This window comes from Saccharopolyspora hirsuta (assembly GCF_008630535.1).
Classification (GTDB): Bacteria; Actinomycetota; Actinomycetes; order Mycobacteriales; family Pseudonocardiaceae; genus Saccharopolyspora; species Saccharopolyspora hirsuta.
Window position 1 is genome coordinate 1 of record NZ_VWPH01000010.1, and the last position, 17,005, is coordinate 17,005.

Annotated in this window: 12 protein-coding genes; 6 read left to right on the forward strand and 6 right to left on the reverse strand. The window is 72.4% G+C overall.

Annotation, left to right across the window (positions count from 1 at the left end; translation table 11 throughout):
- The 3 genes from F1721_RS34810 to F1721_RS21660 all read left to right on the forward strand — a co-directional run.
- Positions 1-194: hypothetical protein (locus F1721_RS34810; protein WP_211840560.1), on the forward strand; the 194-nt coding region annotated here is incomplete at its 5' end.
- 251 nt (positions 195-445) lie between these two features.
- Positions 446-1,378, forward strand: a complete 933-nt coding sequence (locus F1721_RS21655) for a sporulation protein (RefSeq protein ID WP_150068589.1) — start codon at positions 446-448, stop codon at positions 1,376-1,378.
- 148 nt (positions 1,379-1,526) lie between these two features.
- Positions 1,527-2,327 (forward strand): ion transporter, encoded by an 801-nt coding sequence (locus F1721_RS21660; RefSeq protein ID WP_150068590.1) that lies wholly within the window; start codon positions 1,527-1,529, stop codon positions 2,325-2,327.
- Between the two features lie 10 nt (positions 2,328-2,337).
- On the opposite strand, the gene F1721_RS21665 is transcribed toward F1721_RS21660, so the two are convergent.
- The 5 genes from F1721_RS21665 to F1721_RS21685 all read right to left on the reverse strand — a co-directional run bounded on the left by F1721_RS21665 (position 2,338) and on the right by F1721_RS21685 (position 10,661).
- Positions 2,338-3,993, reverse strand: a complete 1,656-nt coding sequence (locus tag F1721_RS21665) for a bifunctional metallophosphatase/5'-nucleotidase (RefSeq protein ID WP_246155254.1) — start codon at positions 3,991-3,993, stop codon at positions 2,338-2,340.
- Positions 3,994-4,141: 148 nt separating this feature from the next.
- On the reverse strand, positions 4,142-5,998 hold the full coding sequence (locus F1721_RS21670) for a S9 family peptidase (protein WP_150068592.1): 1,857 nt from the start codon (positions 5,996-5,998) through the stop codon (positions 4,142-4,144).
- A 91-nt stretch (positions 5,999-6,089) separates the two neighbouring features.
- Complete coding sequence (locus tag F1721_RS21675; RefSeq protein ID WP_170301563.1) at positions 6,090-7,367, reverse strand: glycoside hydrolase family 183 protein; 1,278 nt, start codon at positions 7,365-7,367, stop codon at positions 6,090-6,092.
- A 150-nt stretch (positions 7,368-7,517) separates the two neighbouring features.
- The gene (locus F1721_RS21680) at positions 7,518-8,561 is read right to left on the reverse strand and encodes an NAD(P)/FAD-dependent oxidoreductase (protein ID WP_150068594.1); all 1,044 of its coding nucleotides are present in this window, start codon (positions 8,559-8,561) and stop codon (positions 7,518-7,520) included.
- Between the two features lie 585 nt (positions 8,562-9,146).
- Positions 9,147-10,661: a UDP-N-acetylmuramoyl-L-alanyl-D-glutamate--2,6-diaminopimelate ligase gene (locus F1721_RS21685; RefSeq protein ID WP_170301564.1), complete on the reverse strand. Its 1,515-nt coding sequence runs from the start codon at positions 10,659-10,661 to the stop codon at positions 9,147-9,149.
- Positions 10,662-10,838: 177 nt separating this feature from the next.
- Here F1721_RS21685 and argG point away from each other — a divergent pair, with 177 nt between their 5' ends.
- From argG to F1721_RS21705, 3 genes are all read left to right on the forward strand, one after another.
- Positions 10,839-12,257, forward strand: a complete 1,419-nt coding sequence (gene argG / locus F1721_RS21690; protein ID WP_150068596.1) for an argininosuccinate synthase — start codon at positions 10,839-10,841, stop codon at positions 12,255-12,257.
- A gap of 137 nt (positions 12,258-12,394) precedes the next feature.
- Positions 12,395-12,862: a PPOX class F420-dependent oxidoreductase gene (locus tag F1721_RS21695; protein WP_150068597.1), complete on the forward strand. Its 468-nt coding sequence runs from the start codon at positions 12,395-12,397 to the stop codon at positions 12,860-12,862.
- A 261-nt stretch (positions 12,863-13,123) separates the two neighbouring features.
- Positions 13,124-14,830 (forward strand): hypothetical protein, encoded by a 1,707-nt coding sequence (locus tag F1721_RS21705; RefSeq protein ID WP_150068598.1) that lies wholly within the window; start codon positions 13,124-13,126, stop codon positions 14,828-14,830.
- On the opposite strand, the gene F1721_RS21710 is transcribed toward F1721_RS21705, so the two are convergent.
- A complete protein-coding gene (locus tag F1721_RS21710; protein WP_150068599.1) occupies positions 14,827-16,953 on the reverse strand; it encodes a tetratricopeptide repeat protein in 2,127 nt (708 codons plus the stop codon). The two genes, F1721_RS21705 and F1721_RS21710, sit on opposite strands and share 4 nt — an antisense overlap.
- Positions 16,954-17,005 lie beyond the last annotated feature (52 nt).

The following is a 17,005-nucleotide window of genomic DNA, read 5'->3' on the forward strand; positions in this document are numbered from 1 at the left end:
CAACATCCATCACCGGCCACCCCACCGGCGACCGCACACCAACTCAAAAACGCCGGGAAAACACCCCGGCCCGGTACTTCCCCCATCAGGGGATGGTGCCGCAGGCACTGAAGCCGTCACTCCTCGAGACGAAATGGAGAAAAGGGACACGCAGTATAGCCCGGACGGGAGATCTCGGAGTCGAGCGAAGTTGATCCAGATCACACTTTCGGGCTATTCGGGCCCGCTCGGAACTGAACAGGCCCGTCGCGACGAGGCCCCAGATCGCCCCGATGGGTGATGTTGCGCTGATCACGATCTTCGTCGGGTTCGTCCGGAACTTGTCGATCGGGTGATCCGTTCCAGTGGTCACGGAGGTCCTGGCGCTGATCACCATCCGCTGTGGACCGTCCAATCCTTCCCACCGCACCGCACGACCACGAACCGCGAGAAAGGGACCGCAGGAATGGTCTTCAAGAAGCTCTTGGGCGCGCTCGGGATCGGCGCCCCGTCCGTCGACACCGTGCTCCAGCAGCCCTACGTGCACCCCGGCCAGAACCTCGCCGGGGAGGTCCGCATCGCCGCGGGCAAGCAGGACATCGCCGTCGAGCACGTCGCGCTGAGCTTCGCCGCGCACGTCGAGACCGGCTACGAGGATCCGGTCGCCGTCGAGCTCCACCGCGCCGAGATAGCCGGGGCCTTCCAGCTGCGCGGGGGCGAGCAGAAGGTCATCCCGTTCGAACTGCCCGTGCCGTGGGACGTGCCGATCACCAACGTGCGGGGGATGGTGCTGGACGGCATCGGTCTCGGCGTGCACACCGAGCTGCGCATCGCGGAGGTCGCCAGCAAGAGCGACCTCGACCCGATCGCGATCGAGCCGCTGCCCGCGCAGGCAGTGGTCCTGGACGCGATCGGACAGCTCGGCCTCCAGTTCCACGGCACCGGCCTGGGGCACGGCCGGGTTCCCGGCGTGCCGCGTGAGCTGCCGTTCGTCCAGGAGATCGAGTTCTTCCCACCGCCGCAGTACGCCGGGCGCCTCCACGACGTCTGGCTGACCTTCGTCGCGGACGCCGACGGCCTGACCGTGTGCCTCGACGCGGGCAAGCGCAGCGGGATCCCGACCCCGGGGGTCGAGGAGGACTTCGGCCGCTTCCGGGTCGGCCACGAGGAGGCGCTGACCACCGACTGGACCGGGCGGATCCAGACCTGGCTGGAGCAGGTCTCCCAGGCACGTGCCGGTCTGGCCGACCACGAGCACGGCCACCTCCAGCAACGGCGGGGTTCCGGGATCGGCGGCGCGGTCGCCGGTGCCGCGCTCGGCGCGGGTGCGGGCATCGTCGGCGGGATGGTCATCGGCGAGGTGCTGGACGAGGCCTTCGAGGACGACGAGGAGTTCTGATCCCGGGCTGCGGCGGGGCGCCGACCGCAGGTCCGGCGCCCCGCTGTGCGCTGCGCGACATTCCGGTCATCGCGCGCAACGGGCGTCGGGCCCGGCCGCTAAGTTGATCAACACCTTCCGTCGAGCACAGCCCTGCCAGGAGTTTCCGGTGAACACGCGTGAACGCGTCCGCACGCTGGTCGACGCACCGGCGTTCCAGCGAGTCATCATCGCGGTCATCCTCGTCAACGCCTTCACCCTCGGCTGCGAGACCTCGGCGGGGCTGATGGCCAGCTACGGCTGGCTGCTGCACGCGGTGGACCGGATCGCGCTCGCGGTGTTCACAGTGGAGCTCGCCGCCCGGCTCTACGCCCACGGCTGGCGGTTCTTCCGGGACCCGTGGAACTGCTTCGACGCCGTCGTCGTCGGCATCTCGCTGCTGCCCACGACGGGGACCTTCGGCGTCCTGCGGGCGCTGCGCGTCCTGCGCGTGCTGCGGTTGATCTCGGCGGTCCCGAACATGCGGCGGGTGGTCGGCGCCCTGCTGACGGCCGTGCCCGGGATGGCCTCGATCGCCGCGCTGCTCGTGCTGATCCTCTACGTGGGCTCGGTGATCGCCACCAAGCTGTTCAGCGCCATCGCCCCGGAGTACTTCGGCGACCTCGGCGACTCGCTGTTCACCCTGTTCCAGGTGATGACCGGCGAGGCCTGGTCGGAGGTGGCGCGCAGCGTCATGGAGGCCGAACCGCTGGCCTGGATCTTCTTCATCGGCTACATCGCGGTCACCACGTTCACCGTGCTCAACCTGTTCATCGCGGTCGCGGTGTCGGCGATGGAGTCGCAGGTCGGCAAGGAGCGGGACGACGACGGGGAGACCGTCCGCCAGCTGCTCGGCGAGGTGCGCGAGCTGCGGTCCGAGCTCCGCGAACTCCGCGCCGAGGCCGGGGGCGCGCCGACGGCGCGCCCCTGACCCGCGGGGACTACGGCACTGCGGTGATCCGGTCGGCCGGGGGCGGCGCGATGTCCGGGTGCGCGCCCAGGTAGTCGACGAGCGCGTCCAGGTCGACCGGGCCGCCGGTGAGGTCGGTGCCCTCGGTGAACCCGGTGAAGCCGTCCCCACCCGCGGCGAGGAAGTTGTTCACCGAGACCCGGTAGCTCGCGCCCGGGTCGACCGGTTGCCCGGCGACGGTGAGGTCGGAGACCTTCGACCCGACCGGCGCCGATGCCGAGTAGGTGTAGTGCAACGTGGACGACACCTGCAGGATGCGCGTGGCTTCCGGCTGCCACTGCTGCTCGAGCACGTTCTTCAGCTGCGCGCCGGTCAGCGTCAGGGTCTGCATGACGTTGCCGAACGGCTGGACCGCGTAGGCCTCGCCGTAGGTGACCACGCCGTCGCCCTCGCCCGCCGGTGAGGAGGCGTGCACCAGGTCGGTCCGGATGCCGCCGGGGTTGGTCATCGCGATCTGCGCGCCGTTGCCCTGGGTGGCCGCCAGCTGCGCGTCGGCGAGCACGTCGCCGAGCGGGGATTCACCGGACGGGGCGCCCGCGCGGAGCAGGTCGCCGGTGATCGTGCCGACCTTGCGGTTGGCGATCGGCGCGGCCTTGCCGGTGGCCTCGTCGATCAGCGCCTGCGCGGCGGGATCCGCGGGCACGTCGCGGGTGACGATCCGGTTGTGCGCCTTCGTCGCCGGGCGCACCACGTCGTTGCTGCGCCGGTCGATCGTCAGGTCGGCCACCGACAGCAGGCGGCCGAAGGACGCACCCTGCAGCACGGTCCGCGGGTTGCCCGCCGGGTCGTCGATCACGCAGTTGTACTGCTGGTGGCTGTGCCCGGTGAAGATGACGTCGACCGCGGGCGAGGCGTGCGCGGCGATCTCCGAGGCCGGGCCCGGTGTCACGCGGCAGTCGTCGGGTCCGCCGCCCTCGGTGTTGTCGCCCTGGTGCAGCAGCACGACCTGCGCGTTGACGCCGAGCCGCGTCAGCAGGTCGGCGGTGCGGTCGATGGCCTCGACCTCGTCGCCGAACTTCAGGCCCCGCACCGCTTCCGGGGTGACCATCGCGGGCAGGTCTTCCAGCGTCACGCCGATGATGCCGATCGGCACGCCTTGGACGCGCTCGACGCTGAACGGCATCAGCGCGGGGCGGCCGTCGTCGAAGGTGACGTTGGCGCCCAGCTGCGGAAAGTCCGCGCCGCCGTAGGACTCGCGGAACTGGCAGCCGTCCTCGGGGTGGCACCCGCCGGACTGCATGCGCCGCAGCTCGGCGTAGCCCTCGTCGAACTCGTGGTTGCCGACGACGGAGGCGGCGACGCCGAGCTGGTTGAGGAACTCGACGGTCGGCTCGTCGTGGAACAGCGCCGAGTTCACCGGCGAGGCACCGATGTTGTCCCCGGCGGACAGCACCAGCGAGTTGCGCACCTGACCGCGCAGGTCGGCCACGTGCGCGGCCAGGTAGGCCGCGCCACCGGCGTCGACCGTCCCGCCGTCGGGCAGCGTCACCCGCCCCGACGAGCCCGCGGGCGGGTCCAGGTTGCCGTGCAGATCGTTGAACGTGATCAGCCGGACGTCCACGGTGGCGGGTGCCGCGCTCACCGGTGCTCCCGACAGCGCGGCGGTGGCCAGCACCGCTGTCCCCAACGCCGCCGCGCGGCGGCCGAACCGACCTGGTCTCACAGCCTCTCCTCCCAAGGTCCTTTCCCGGTGGACGACAGCAGATCTTGCCCGCTGCGCGCGGCGGAGGCCAGGACTTCGGGCCGAATCGGACGCGGCGGTCCACCGAGGACGGTCAGCCGAGGTGCTCGGCCAGGTGCTTCTCGATCGCGCGGTGCAGCAGGACCTGGTGCTCGGGGCCGTCCTCGCCGAAGGCGACGACGTGCTCCACGGGCGCACCGCGTTCCCGCAACGGCCCGACGATGTCGTCGGACTCGTCCTGGACCGCGCGGACGTCGTCGGCGCTCTGGACGACCAGCAGCGGGGTGCGGATCCGGTCGACCATGGTGCTGGGCGAGCGCGCCAGCAGGTCCGCTTCCCGCGCGGGGTCCTCCGGGTCGCCGACGTAGCGGTACCAGCTGTTGGCCAGGGCGGGTCTGGCGAACGGCGGCAGCGTGCGCACGAAGTTCGCCAGGTTCGCGATGCCCGCGTGGTCCACCGCCGCGGCGAAGCGGTCCGGGGTGACCGCAGCACCGACGAGCGCCGCGTAGCCGCCGTAGGCGCTGCCGACGACGGCGATGCGGTCCGGGTCGGCGTAGCCCTGGGCCACCGCCCAGTCGGCGGCGTCGACGAGGTCGTCGTGCATCTTCCCGGCGAACTCGCCGACCGCCGCGGTGAGGTGCCGCTTGCCGTGTCCCGTGGAGCCGCGGAAGTTCACCTGCAGCACCGCGTACCCGCGGTTGGCCAGGAACTGCACCGTCGGGTGGTAGGTCCACGAGTCGTGGTACCACGGCCCGTCGTGCACGAGCAGCACCATCGGCAGCTTCTCGGCCGCGGCCCCGACCGGCAGCGTCAGGAACGCGTGCAGCGGAAGACCGTCGCGGGCCGGGAAGCGCACGGCGGTCATCGGGGCCAGATCGGTCGGATCCAGCTGGGGGTGCGCGCGGAACAGCAGTCGGCTCTCCCCCGTGCTGTGGTCGTAGAACCAGGTCGCACCGGGTTCGCGGTCGCCGACGAAGGTGGCGGTCCAGCGCTGCTCGGTCTCGTCCGACGACACCGAGTGCAGCACGCCGTCGGAGAGCTCCGACAGCGCGGCGTGCACCTCGGCGAAGTGCGGGTCCAGGACCTCGATCCGCGGGCGGTCGCCGGTGAAGCGGGCCGCGATGACCTCCCCGGTCCACCTGCTGGTGAGCACGGTCGGGCCCGCGGTGCACAGGCTGCGGCCGTCCACGGCGGCGACCGCGGTCTCCGCGCCGGTCTCCCGGTCGATGCGGACGAGGCGCAGGTCGTCGGAATCCTGGTAGCTGCCGACCAGCAGGCCGTTCCCGTCGGGCGTCACCTCCTGCAGCGGCGGCCCCAGCGGGTGCTCCGGCCCGCCCAGGCGGTGCAGGAGGCGCTTGCGCCCGGTGCGGCGGTCGATCGCGGAGAACTCGCAGGTGCCGTCGTCGGCCAGCACCGAGTGGAACGCCGCCTCGCCGTCCCGGTCGAGCAGGACGGTGACGCCCGGTTCGGGCTGCTCCAGGTGCAGGGCCGTCTCGCCGGTGGCGACGTCGACGCGGAACAGGTCGATGCTCGCCGGGCGCCGGTTCATCCAGACCAGCACGCTCCCCCGCGCCGGTTTGCCCGGATCGACGGCGAACACGCGCGAACCCGGCGGCAGCGGGGTCAGGTCGACCGCCGGGCAGCCCGGCGCGTCGAGGTCGACCCGGTGCAGGTGCCAGTCCTCGTTGCCGCCGGCGTCCTGCAGGTACAGCAGCCAGCGCGGATCGTCGGCCCACCAGTGGGACTTGATGCCGCGCCGGGCGTCGTTGGTCACGCAGACCGCGTCCTCGTGCTCCTCGTCGACGCGGCGCACCCACACGTTCATCCGGCCGTGCTTCGGCGCCGAGTAGGCGATCCGGGTGCCGTCCGGCGAGATCGACGCGTCGGCGAAGGCCGGATCGGCGAAGAACTCGGCGACCTCGATGGACCTCGGGCGGGCTCCGCCGCTCATCCGGCGCTCCTGGCGGGCGCCGACCGCGGGGCTGGTGCGGCCCGGTCGACTTTCGGCATGCCCGCTACACGGTCAGCAGGGCGGTCCGGGTTCACCGGCGTTCGCGGGGCCTCTCGGCCGGGAAGGCCTGGAACTGCCGCAGCGAGAAGCTGTAGTTCGGCAGCCCGCGGGCCACCCGCTGGAACCAGTTGGACTGCAACCACATCCGCGTCCCGTCGGGCGAGACGAACTTGGCGGGCACGGTGCAGGCGTAACCGCCGTTCTGCGGTTCCCCGGCCCCCGGCCGCGGGACGTCGTGGCCGCCGGGTGGTTCGAACCGGATCCGGCCGGGTCGGCCGGACCAGGGCTGGCACCCGAAGTCCTCGGACAGGAACAGCCGCCACGGTCCCCACGGTGCCGGTGCCTCGTAGAACTCGAAGGTGTACTCGGTCCAGGAGGTGTAGAGGAAGCGGCGCAGCGGGGCGTTGTAGAGCACGCCGCCCTGCGACAGCACGCTGAGGTCGCGCGGACCGGCCTCGGGCAGGTCCGAGTAGATCCGCCGCTCGTCGGTGAGCACCGGTGCCCGCTCCGCGACCCGATCAGTCCACTGAGGACCGTTCGGGCCGGTGCCCGCGTAGAACTGCCAGGTGTCGCGCTGCTGGATGCTGCCGCGCGGCACCCGCGCCAGGTGGAGGCTGGTCGGGGACGGGACGGTACCGCTGTAGGAGTCGCGCCAGTTGTGGTCCAGGCCGTAGGCGTAGACGTACCCGGCGTCCTGCGGGCCGAGCACGCGCGCGTGCTCCTGGCTGCGGCCGAAGTCCAGGAACATGATCGTGGTGAACACGTGGCCGGTGAACATCGGTTCGGCGGGCTGCCGCCAGGTGCGGCCGTAGTCCTCGGACTTGACGATGCTCGCGTTCGGGGCGTCGTCGGAGGCCGCTTCGACCGGTGCGCAGCGCAGGTCCTGAACGGCCAGGTACAGCTCGTCGCGGCCGTCGCCGTTGCCGTCGACGGCGACGATCCCGGTCGGTTTCGGGGCGTACCGCCCGGCGTCGGCGTGCACCTCGGCGATCGCCGCGCCCGCGGCGAGCCGTTCGCCGCGCAGAGCTGTCTCCGGTGTCCCGGCGATCCGGTTCGCCACGATCGGGGCCATCGGCCCGTCGCCGAAGCCCTGCCCGTCGCCGTTGGCCGTGTAGACGAAGTCGTCGTCCGCCCAGCACGTGGGCCACAGGTCGCCGGTGCTGCCGGTGCTGATCGTCGCGGCGCGGTCGGTGAACGCGGCGGCGAAGAAACCGTCCGGTTCGGCGGTCCGTTCCGCGCGCGGCACGTCGGCGAGCAGCACCGCCCCAGCACCGGAGAGGGCGAGCTTGCCGAACTGGCGCCGGGTCATGGCGCGCATCCGCCGAACCCCCGGCCCAGCCGCTCCGACCTCGCAGCAGGCATCGACCACCCCCAATGCGCCAACGGGCACGTCGAACGGGCGCCGCTCCTCCGGCGCCCGTCCCGCTCGTCATACCCCGCAGGTGGCTCCGCGATACCTTCACAAGCCGTGACGACGGTCCCCGGCGACCAGCTCGCAGAGCTTCGCCTCGGACGCCGCCGAGAACGGCTCGCGACGCGCGGCGACGGCCCGGTCGACCTCCTCGGCCACCAGTTCGGCGTTGATCTGGGCCGCGGCGGCGGCACCGGCCGCCGCCGCGTTGCCGACCTGGGCGGAAAGATCGGTGACGTTGCCCGCCACCCGCACACCGGGAACGGCGGTGCGGCCACCGGTGTCGGCCGGGATGTGCTCGCCCATCCCGCTGGGGTGCTCCTCCGGCAGCAGCCCGAGATCCGCCAGGAAACCGGCGCGCGCCACCATCCGGGGCGCCACCGCCAGCACCTGGCGCGCGACCGCGGTGCCGTCGGCCAGCCGCACACCGGTGATGCGGTCCTCGGCGACCTCCAGCCCGGCGACCTCGCCCGCCACCACCCGGATGCCCCGTGCGGCGAGCTTCTCCGCGTCCTCCGCGCCCAGCGGCGGAGCCGTGTGGGTGAAGAGCACGACGTCCTCGCTCCACTGGCGGAACAGCAGCGCCTGGTGCACCGACATCGGGCCGCTGGCCAGCACGCCGATGGCCCGGTCGCGGACCTCCCAGCCGTGGCAGTACGGGCAGTGCAGCACGTCGCGCCCCCACCGGTCGCGCAGTCCGGGAACGTCCGGCAGCTCGTCGACCAGCCCGGTGGTCACCAGCAGCCGCCGCGCGCGCGTCGAGCGGCCGTCGGCCAGCGCCACCGCGAACCCGCCGTCCGCACGGCCCACCTCGCGGACCTCGCCGGACACCACATCGGCGCCGTAGCCGCGCACTTCCGCCCGCCCGCGCGCCAGCAGCTCCGCCGGGCTGATCCCGTCGCGGCCCAGCAGACCGTGCGCCGCGCGCGCGGGTGCGTTGCGCGGCTCGCCCGCGTCGATCACCGCCACCGATCGCCGGGCCCTGGCCAGCACCAGCGCCCCGTTCAACCCGGCGGCACCACCGCCGACCACCACCACGTCGTAGTCCTCCGCCAACTGTTCGGCCACCTCGACCACCTCCGCGACCACCATGCGGACGCCTCGGCCGGTTCGGCAAATGTCTTTGCGGAAATCGCAAACAGGAGTCCGCAGTGGACACCCCGCGACAAGGGCATATGCACAGAGCAACCGGTTGCTACGCATCGTGTTCGGGGCGAAAGTCTCTCGTTTGTCGTGTTTGTCCGGCCCTACTGTGGTCAGTGCGCACGCACCAAGCGCATCCAGCTGGATCCAGAAGCACGCGATCTCGCTCTTCCGCCCGTCCAGCGGCGACGGCTCCGGGAGTGCACCGGTGCTGCAGGCTCCCATGCAGCACGCAACGTTCGACGGAATTCGACTGCACTGGACTCGTCCAGGATCGACGAGGGATCGAGATGAAAGTCAGCACAGTCTTCAGCAATCTGAGCCGACACGGTGATGGCGGCTGGGGTTGGGGCCACTGGGGTGGCTGGTGGGGCTGGGGCCACTGGGGTGGCTGGGGCTGGGGCCATTGGGGCCACTGGCACCGTCGCCACCACTGGTGATCCTCCACCGCGTTTCCCGACCTAGACCGGATCGCCTGCGCCGGCAGCGTTGACGAGGTGATCCTCCCGGGTAGCTCCCGCGTTCGCGCGGGAGCTACCCGCACGTCCGGCCGCGGCGCTGCACCGGCGGCCCCGCCCACCCGGCGGCGGCCAGCGCGGCCGTGACGACCTCGACGTCGTCGAACGGGCGCCGGACGCCGTTGATCGCCTGGTACCGCTCGTGCCCGCGGCCCGCGACCAGCACGACGTCCCCCGGCCCGGCCCGCTCGACGGCAGCGGCGATCGCCGCCCGCCGGTCGTGCTCCACCGCGAACTCCCCACCGCTGAACCCGATCGTGCCGGTGAGCACCTGCGCGGTGATCTCCGCCGGATCCTCCTCGCCCGGATCGTCGGCGGTGAAGACCGCGGTGTCGGCGGCCAGCGCGGCGCGGCCCACGTCCGGTCGGCTGAACCGGTCGCGGTGCCCGGCGCAGCCGACGACCAGGTGCACCCGCCCCCGGCTGATCCGGCGCGCGGTCGCGATCAGGTCGGCCACCGCCGTTGGCGTGTGCGCGAAGTCGACGACGGCCAGGAACGGCTGACCGACGTCCACGCGCTGGAACCGCCCGGGCGGCAGCGCGGCGCTCAGCCCGTCGACCGCCGCCGACTTGGGCGCACCCAGCACGCGAGCCGCCGCGTAGGCCGCGGCCAAGCCGGTGGCGTGGCGTCCGCCGATCGCCGCTGGCACGGTCAACGCCACCGGCGCACCGCCCTCGCGGAAGACCACGCGCAGCCCGTCGAACGTCGAACCGACCTCCTCGACGCGCACGTCCGCGCGCGGGCTGCGGCCGACCGTCACGGTGGGCACCCGCGCCTGGGCGGCCAGCCGCCGCCCCCACGGGTCGTCGATGTTGACCACGGCCCGGCGGCACCGCTCCGGGGTGAACAGCGCGGCCTTGGTCGCGAAGTACTGCTCCACGGTGCCGTGGTAGTCGAGGTGCTCCGGGCTGAGGTTGGTGAACACCGTGACCTCGGCGCGCACCGGGTCGATGCGGTGCTGGTCGATCGCGTGCGAGGACACCTCGAGCACGGCCGCCTGCACACCCGCGGTGCGCATCCGGCACAGCAACCGCTGCAGGTCCACCGCGTCCGGCGTGGTCAGCGACGCCGGGCTTCGCCAGCCCGGCAGGCGGGACTCGACCGTGGAGCTCAAGCCGGTGCGCAGGCCGCCGGCCGCGAGCGCCGCTTCGATCAGGTGCACCGCGGTCGTCTTGCCGTTGGTCCCGGTCACCGCGGCGATCGCGAGGTCACCGGCGGGGTTGCCGTGCAGCTCCGCAGCGACCGGCCCCACCGCGGGCCGCACGGCCGGTACCCGCACCTGGGCCACCGGCAGGTCGACGAACCGCTGCACCAGCAGCGCGCTGGCACCCGCCGCCACCGCCTCGGCTGCGTAACCGCGCCCGTCCCGCCGCGTGCCCGGCACGGCGCAGAACAGCGCGCCCGGCCGCACCCGCCTGCTGTCGGTGCAGACCTCCAGGATCCGGGCGTCGCCGAGCAGCTCGGCCTCCGGCAGGCCCCGCACCACTCCGGACAGGCCGATGGCGTGCTGACAGCCGCATTCCACGATCACCGTGCAGGTCCCCCAGCGACGACGGCGGTCCCGACACCAACCCGGCATACCCGCCACCGGGCCCCGCAACGCACGTCACGCACCTCGACGCCGGGAGAACGCGCGCATTCTCCCAGGTCACAGCCTCAACCGACCCCCGATTTCATAATCATGCAGTCCATCGCATAGTCTTAAGTCATGTCCAAGGTTCTGACGAGTCTCCCGGTCGGCCAGCGGGTCGGCGTCGCCTTCTCCGGAGGTCTCGACACCTCCGTCGCGGTGGCGTGGATGCGCGAGAAGGGCGCAGTCCCGTACACCTACACCGCCGACATCGGACAGTACGACGAGACCGACATCGCCTCCATCCCCGGCCGCGCCAAGTCCTACGGCGCCGAGGTGTCCCGCCTGGTGGACTGCCGGGAGGCGCTGGTCGAGGAAGGCCTGGCCGCGCTGACCTGCGGCGCGTTCCACATCCGCTCGGCCGGGCGCACCTACTTCAACACCACCCCGCTGGGCCGGGCCGTGACCGCCACCCTGCTGGTGCGCGCGATGCTCGAGGACGGCGTGGAGATCTGGGGCGACGGCTCCACCTTCAAGGGCAACGACATCGAGCGGTTCTACCGCTACGGGCTGCTGGCCAACCCGCGCCTGCGGATCTACAAGCCGTGGCTGGACACCGACTTCGTCGGCGAGCTCGGTGGCCGCCAGGAGATGTCGGAGTGGCTGCAGGAGCACGGCCTGCCCTACCGCGACAGCGCGGAGAAGGCCTACTCCACCGACGCCAACATCTGGGGCGCCACCCACGAGGCCAAGCAGCTCGAGCACCTCGACACCGGGGTGGAGATCGTCGAACCGATCATGGGCGTGCGGTTCTGGGACGAGTCGGTCGAGATCGCCACCGAGGACGTCACGATCTCCTTCGCGCAGGGCCGCCCGGTCGCCATCAACGGCAAGGAGTTCCCCTCCGCCGTCGACCTGGTGCACGAGGCCAACGCGATCGGCGGGCGGCACGGCCTCGGCATGAGCGACCAGATCGAGAACCGCATCATCGAGGCCAAGAGCCGCGGCATCTACGAGGCGCCGGGCATGGCCCTGCTGTTCATCGCCTACGAGCGGCTGGTCAACGCGATCCACAACGAGGACACCGTCGCCAACTACCACAACGAGGGCCGCAAGCTGGGCCGCCTGATGTACGAGGGCCGCTGGCTGGACCCGCAGTCGCTGATGCTGCGCGAGTCGCTGCAGCGGTGGGTCGGCTCGGCGGTCACCGGCGAGGTCACCCTGCGGCTGCGGCGCGGCGAGGACTACTCGATCCTGGACACCACCGGCCCGGCGTTCTCCTACCACCCGGACAAGCTGTCCATGGAGCGCACCGAGAACGCCGCCTTCGGCCCGGTCGACCGGATCGGCCAGCTGACCATGCGCAACCTGGACATCGCCGACTCCCGCGCCAAGCTGGAGACCTACGCCCAGCTCGGCCTGGTCGGACCGGCCCACACCGAGCTGGTCGGCACCCTGCAGTCCGGCGGCGCGGAGGCGATCGCCTCCGTCGGCGCCCAGGCCGACCCGGAATCCGGCTCCCTCGACCGAGCCGCCATGGAGTCCGGCACGGACTGACCCACCCGACGAGGCCGCTGCGGGAACCCTCCCGCGGCGGCCTTCCGGCGCGGTGCGGCTGATCCGGTGCGGCCTCCTCCGGTGGTGCGCGGCAAGATGGGCGCGTACCACCGGAGCCGCTCGAGGAAGGTCGCACGATGCCCCAGATCGCCACCAACACGACCGTGGAGCTGTCCGGGCTGCTGGACTTCGTCCGCCCGCGGCACCGCGCCATCCTGCTCACCACCAGGGCCGACGGCCGCCCGCAGGGCTCACCGCTGACCTGCGGCGTGGACGACTCCGGGCGGCTGGTGATGTCGACCTACCCGGAGCGCGCGAAGACCCGCAACGCCAAGCGCGACCCGCGGGTGAGCGTGATCGTGCTGTCCGACGACTGGAACGGCCCGTGGGTACAGATCGACGGCACGGCCGAGGTCGTCGACGCCCCGGACTCGGTGGAACCGCTGGTCGAGTACTTCCGCAACATCGCCGGTGAGCACCCGGACTGGGACGAGTACCGGGCGGCGATGCGCAAGCAGGGCAAGTCCCTGATCCGCGTCACCCCCGAGCGCTGGGGCCCGATCGCCACCGGCGGCTTCCCCGCCCGCCTGGTCGACCAGGACTGACCGGCGCCCCTCCCGGGGATTGAGATCAGACTCGTTCTACCAGCGAAAACGCACTTCCACTGCTATGATCTTCATGTCGAGGCCCGAGGCCCGAGGCCCGAGGCCCGAGGCCCGAGGCCCGAGGCCCGAGGCCCGAGGCCCGAGGCCCGAGGCCCGAGGCCCGAGGCCCGAGGCCCGAGGCCCGAGGCCCGAGGCCCGAGGCCCGAGGCCGTAGATCGTGTTCCGTAGGCGCGCCGCCCGCTGATCCGGCAGCATGGCGGGGTGCGTTGGCGATCGCAGGCGGCCGTCGTGCGCGGTGATGCGCACGGTCCGCTGCTCCCCGTGACGCCCGAGGAGCGGGTTCAGGGGACGTTCGACTGCGAGCGCACCGTGCTGGTGGTCGGTCGCACGGTCACCTCGACGGCTCGGCTGCTGGAGGCGATGCGGTTCTTCCGCAACGACTTCCGGGTCAAGCCCGTGTTCACCGTCAACGGCACCTCGAAGTACAGCGCGGGCGCTCGCCGGTTGCTGGAGTCCGCCGGGGTCGAGGAGGTCGTGCCCTGGTCCGAGGTCGGCGACCTGCACTACGCGCTCGCGCTGTCGGCCAGCGAGAACATCGACTTCGAGGACCTGCGCGGTCCCTCGGTCGTCCTCCCGCACGGGATCGGGTTCAACAAGTGGGTGCCGGACCCCGCGACCGGGAGCACCCGGTTGGCCGGGCTGCCCCCGGTGTCGGCGTTGCGCAGCGGTCGGGTCCGGCTCGTGCTCAGCCACCCCTCGCAGGAGCGGCAGCTGCGGGCGGTGTGCCCGGAGGTGGCCGGGCGCACCGCGGTCACCGGTGATCCGACCTACGACCAGCTGCTGGCCGCCCTCCCGCTCCGGGGGCGCTACCGCCGCGAGCTCGGGCTCGACGGCCGGAAGCTGGTCCTGCTGAGCTCGACCTGGCGCAGCGAGTCGGAGCTCGGCCGGTGGCGCACGCTGCCGCTGGAGCTGCTCGCCGCCCTGCCCGCCGACGAGTACCAGGTCGCGCTGGTCGTCCACCCCAACGTCTGGTCGTGGTACGGCTCCGGGGTCGTCCGCAACTGGTTCAGCGATGCATTGGACGCCGGTCTGCTGCTGGTGCCACCGCACCGCGGCTGGCACGCCGCGCTGGTGGCGGCCCACGTCGTCGTGGGCGACCACGGGTCGGTGAGCCTCTACGGCGCAGCGCTCGGCAAACCCCTGCTGCTGGCCGCATTCGGCGCGGAACACGTGGCAGGCAGCCCGATCGAGGCGCTGGGGCGGACCGCCGACCACCTCGATCCGCGCGGCGATCTGCTGGCGCAGGTGGAGCGCATCCTCGACGATCACGATCCGGACCGGTTCGCCGGGCTGGCGGCCGAGGTGTTCGCGCACGTCGGGGAGGCCGAAACCCGGTTGCGGGACCTGCTCTACCGGGAGTTGGAGCTGGCCCCGCCGCCGGGCGCGGTACCGCTGCTGCGGCCGCCCGACGTCGAGGTGTCCCCGCAGCGGGTGACCGCCTTCGACACCTTCACCGCGTTCACCGCACCGGACGAGCTCAGGATCTGGCGATACCCGGCAGCCGCGAGGCCGCGCCGGGACACCGACGACCAGACCCACCCGGCGGCGATCAGACACCTCGCGGTGGACGAGGACGAGCAGAACCTGCACCGCCCGCACCAGGCCGCTGTTTTCGCGCGGTGCAAGCCCGCAGAGCACCCGACCGCGGTCGCCTGGACCACCGATGCGCTGGAGGCGCTTCCCGGTGCTCGCGTGACCGCGGCCGCCACTTCGACGGGATGCGTCGTCAGGCTCCGGAACGGTCCGCGCATCGACGTGACCGCGGACCCGGCGACCTCGGACGCGCTGGTGGTGGCCTCCGCCGTTTACGCGTGCGCTCTCGACCGGAGCATCGCCGATCGCACCTTGACGGTCCGCGCTGGTGCGGGTTCGGTGTCCGTTCGGTTGGAGGTCGCCCGCGACGGCTAGGCGAGTTCGGCGAGGGCGTCGCGCAGTTCCGCGGTGCGCGGGCTGCCGAAGGTGGCGTGGATCTCCAGGGCTCGCTGCAGGTTCTCGCGCTGGAGGTCGCGGTTCCCCTGGCGGGCGGCCACTTCGGCGAGCGCTTCGCGGGCTTGCGCTTCGTAGAACTGGTCCTCGCCCGCCGACAGCTGCTCGATCGCTCTCCCCAGCGTCGCAACGGCTTTCGCGCTGTCGCCGAGCGCGTCGTGCGCGGTTCCGATCGCCGCCATCGCCCGTCCTGCCATCCGCTGGTCGGGGACCGCTCGGATGAGTTCCAGCGCGCGTTCCAACGTCGCCAGCCCTTCTCGCGCTCTCCCCCGCGCGAGCTGGCTCCGGCCGAGGAAGAACGTCACGAACGCGACGCCTCGGGAATCGTCGGCGGCCGTGAACAGCGCCAGTGCGCGCTGGTACGCCGAGATCGCCTCCTCGCTGGTGCGCTCGTCGTGCAGGCGGCCGATGAGCTCCCACACCGATGCCACCAGGCGCCGACTGCCGGTCGCCTCGGCCACGGGCAGCGATTCGTCCAGCGCCGCTTGCGCTTCCGGCAGATCGCCCAGGTCCGCGTAAGCGCGGGAGACGAAGCTGCGCAACCTGGCCACCGCCGCCGGGTTCTCGTCGAGGCGTGCGGCCCAGACGCCGAGGCGGGTCGATTCGACCCAGTCCTCCAGGTAGCGGCGGTTGACGAACAGCGCGGTCATCGCCTCGGCCAGCTGCCACCCCTCCCGGCACCAGCCCTGGTCGACCGCGGCGCGCTGGACCGCCACGAGGTTCGGCCGCTCCAGGTCCATCCAGCGGAGGGCCTGCTGCTTCGCCGAATCCCCCTGGAAGGGGCCGGGTTCGGTGCCCAGCAGCTCCTGGTGCGGGGTGATCCGGAGGCGTTGCGGGCCCATCACCGCCAGGTCGGCGAACGCCGAACGCCGCAGGTAGAAGTCCACCGCGCGGCGCAGCACGGCTTCCCTGGCCCGGCCGGTGGGATCCTCCTGCGCCGCGCGTTCGCGCGCGTGGCGGCGGACGAGGTTGTGCAGGCGGTACCGGCCGTTGCCCCAGTCCGCGACCAGGTTCGCCTCGACCAGCACGCTCAGCGCTCGCCGCTGTTCGGCCGGTGGGCCGTCCCCGAGCGCGGCGACCAGCTGCGAGTCGAAGTCGGCGCCGGGCAGCTGCCCCAGGTCGCGGTAGAGGCGGGCGGCGGATTCGGGCAGGTCGCGGTAGCAGGCGGTGAACACCGCGGCCACCCGCGAGGCTCCCGGGAACTCGAACGGGGCCAGACCGGTGTCCTCGGCGGTGATCTCGGCGACCAGGTCGGCCACCGCCAGGCTCGGCTGGCTGCGCAGCCGGGCCGCCGCGATGCGCAGCGCGATCGGCAGGCCGCCGCACAGCGCGGCCAGCTGCCGCGTCGCCGCCGGGTCCGGGTCGGCGTTCGCCCCGCGCCACGCGTCGAGCAGTTCCACGCCCGACTCGTCGGACAGCGGCTCCACCGGCACGACCGCGGCGTCGTCCAGCACCAGTTCGCTGAGCTTGCGGTTGCTGGTGACCAGCACGGTGCTGCCGGTCGAGGACGGCACGAACGGGGCCACCTCCGCGGGTTCGACCACGTCGTCGAGCACCACCAGCACCGGCCGGTCCCGGGTCCGCGTCCGGTACAGGCTGGCCCGGCCCGCCAGGGTCGAGGGCATGACCTTGTCGTGCACCCCGAGCGCGCGCAGGCAGTCGGCCAGCCCGTCGTTGACGGCCGTGCCGCCGCCGTCGCGCAACTGCGCGAAGTCGACGTAGAGCTCACCGCCCGGGAACGCGCGCTCGGTGCGGGCCACGGCCTGCTGGACCACCGCGGTCTTGCCCACCCCGGGCAGGCCGGTGAACACCGCGATGCGCACCGATCCGGCCGTCGGGTCGAGCAGCTCGCCCGCCCGGCCCAGCTCGCGGGTCCGGTTGACGAACTCGCCGGTCAGCACCGGCACCTGGTGCGGCACCACCTCGGGCTCACCGGTGTTGACCGATCCGTTCCAGGTGCCGACCTGGAAGACCGCACCGTGCACCGAGCCCGACAGTTCGTTGCGCACCTCGGGACCGTCGTCGCCGGGTCGCAGTCCGCTCATCCAAGCCCCCGCCGCGCATCGCCAACCGCACCGTGATCAAGCGTCCACACTA

Coding starts and splice junctions, on each gene's coding strand:
- F1721_RS21655 (WP_150068589.1), top strand. CDS start 446: ATGGTCTTCAAGAAGCTCTTGGGCGCGCTCGGGATCGGCGCCCCGTCC.
- F1721_RS21670 (WP_150068592.1), bottom strand. CDS start 5,998: ATGAGCGGCGGAGCCCGCCCGAGGTCCATCGAGGTCGCCGAGTTCTTC.
- F1721_RS21675 (WP_170301563.1), bottom strand. CDS start 7,367: ATGACCCGGCGCCAGTTCGGCAAGCTCGCCCTCTCCGGTGCTGGGGCG.
- F1721_RS21680 (WP_150068594.1), bottom strand. CDS start 8,561: ATGGTGGTCGCGGAGGTGGTCGAGGTGGCCGAACAGTTGGCGGAGGAC.
- argG (WP_150068596.1), top strand. CDS start 10,839: ATGTCCAAGGTTCTGACGAGTCTCCCGGTCGGCCAGCGGGTCGGCGTC.
- F1721_RS21695 (WP_150068597.1), top strand. CDS start 12,395: ATGCCCCAGATCGCCACCAACACGACCGTGGAGCTGTCCGGGCTGCTG.
- F1721_RS21710 (WP_150068599.1), bottom strand. CDS start 16,953: ATGAGCGGACTGCGACCCGGCGACGACGGTCCCGAGGTGCGCAACGAA.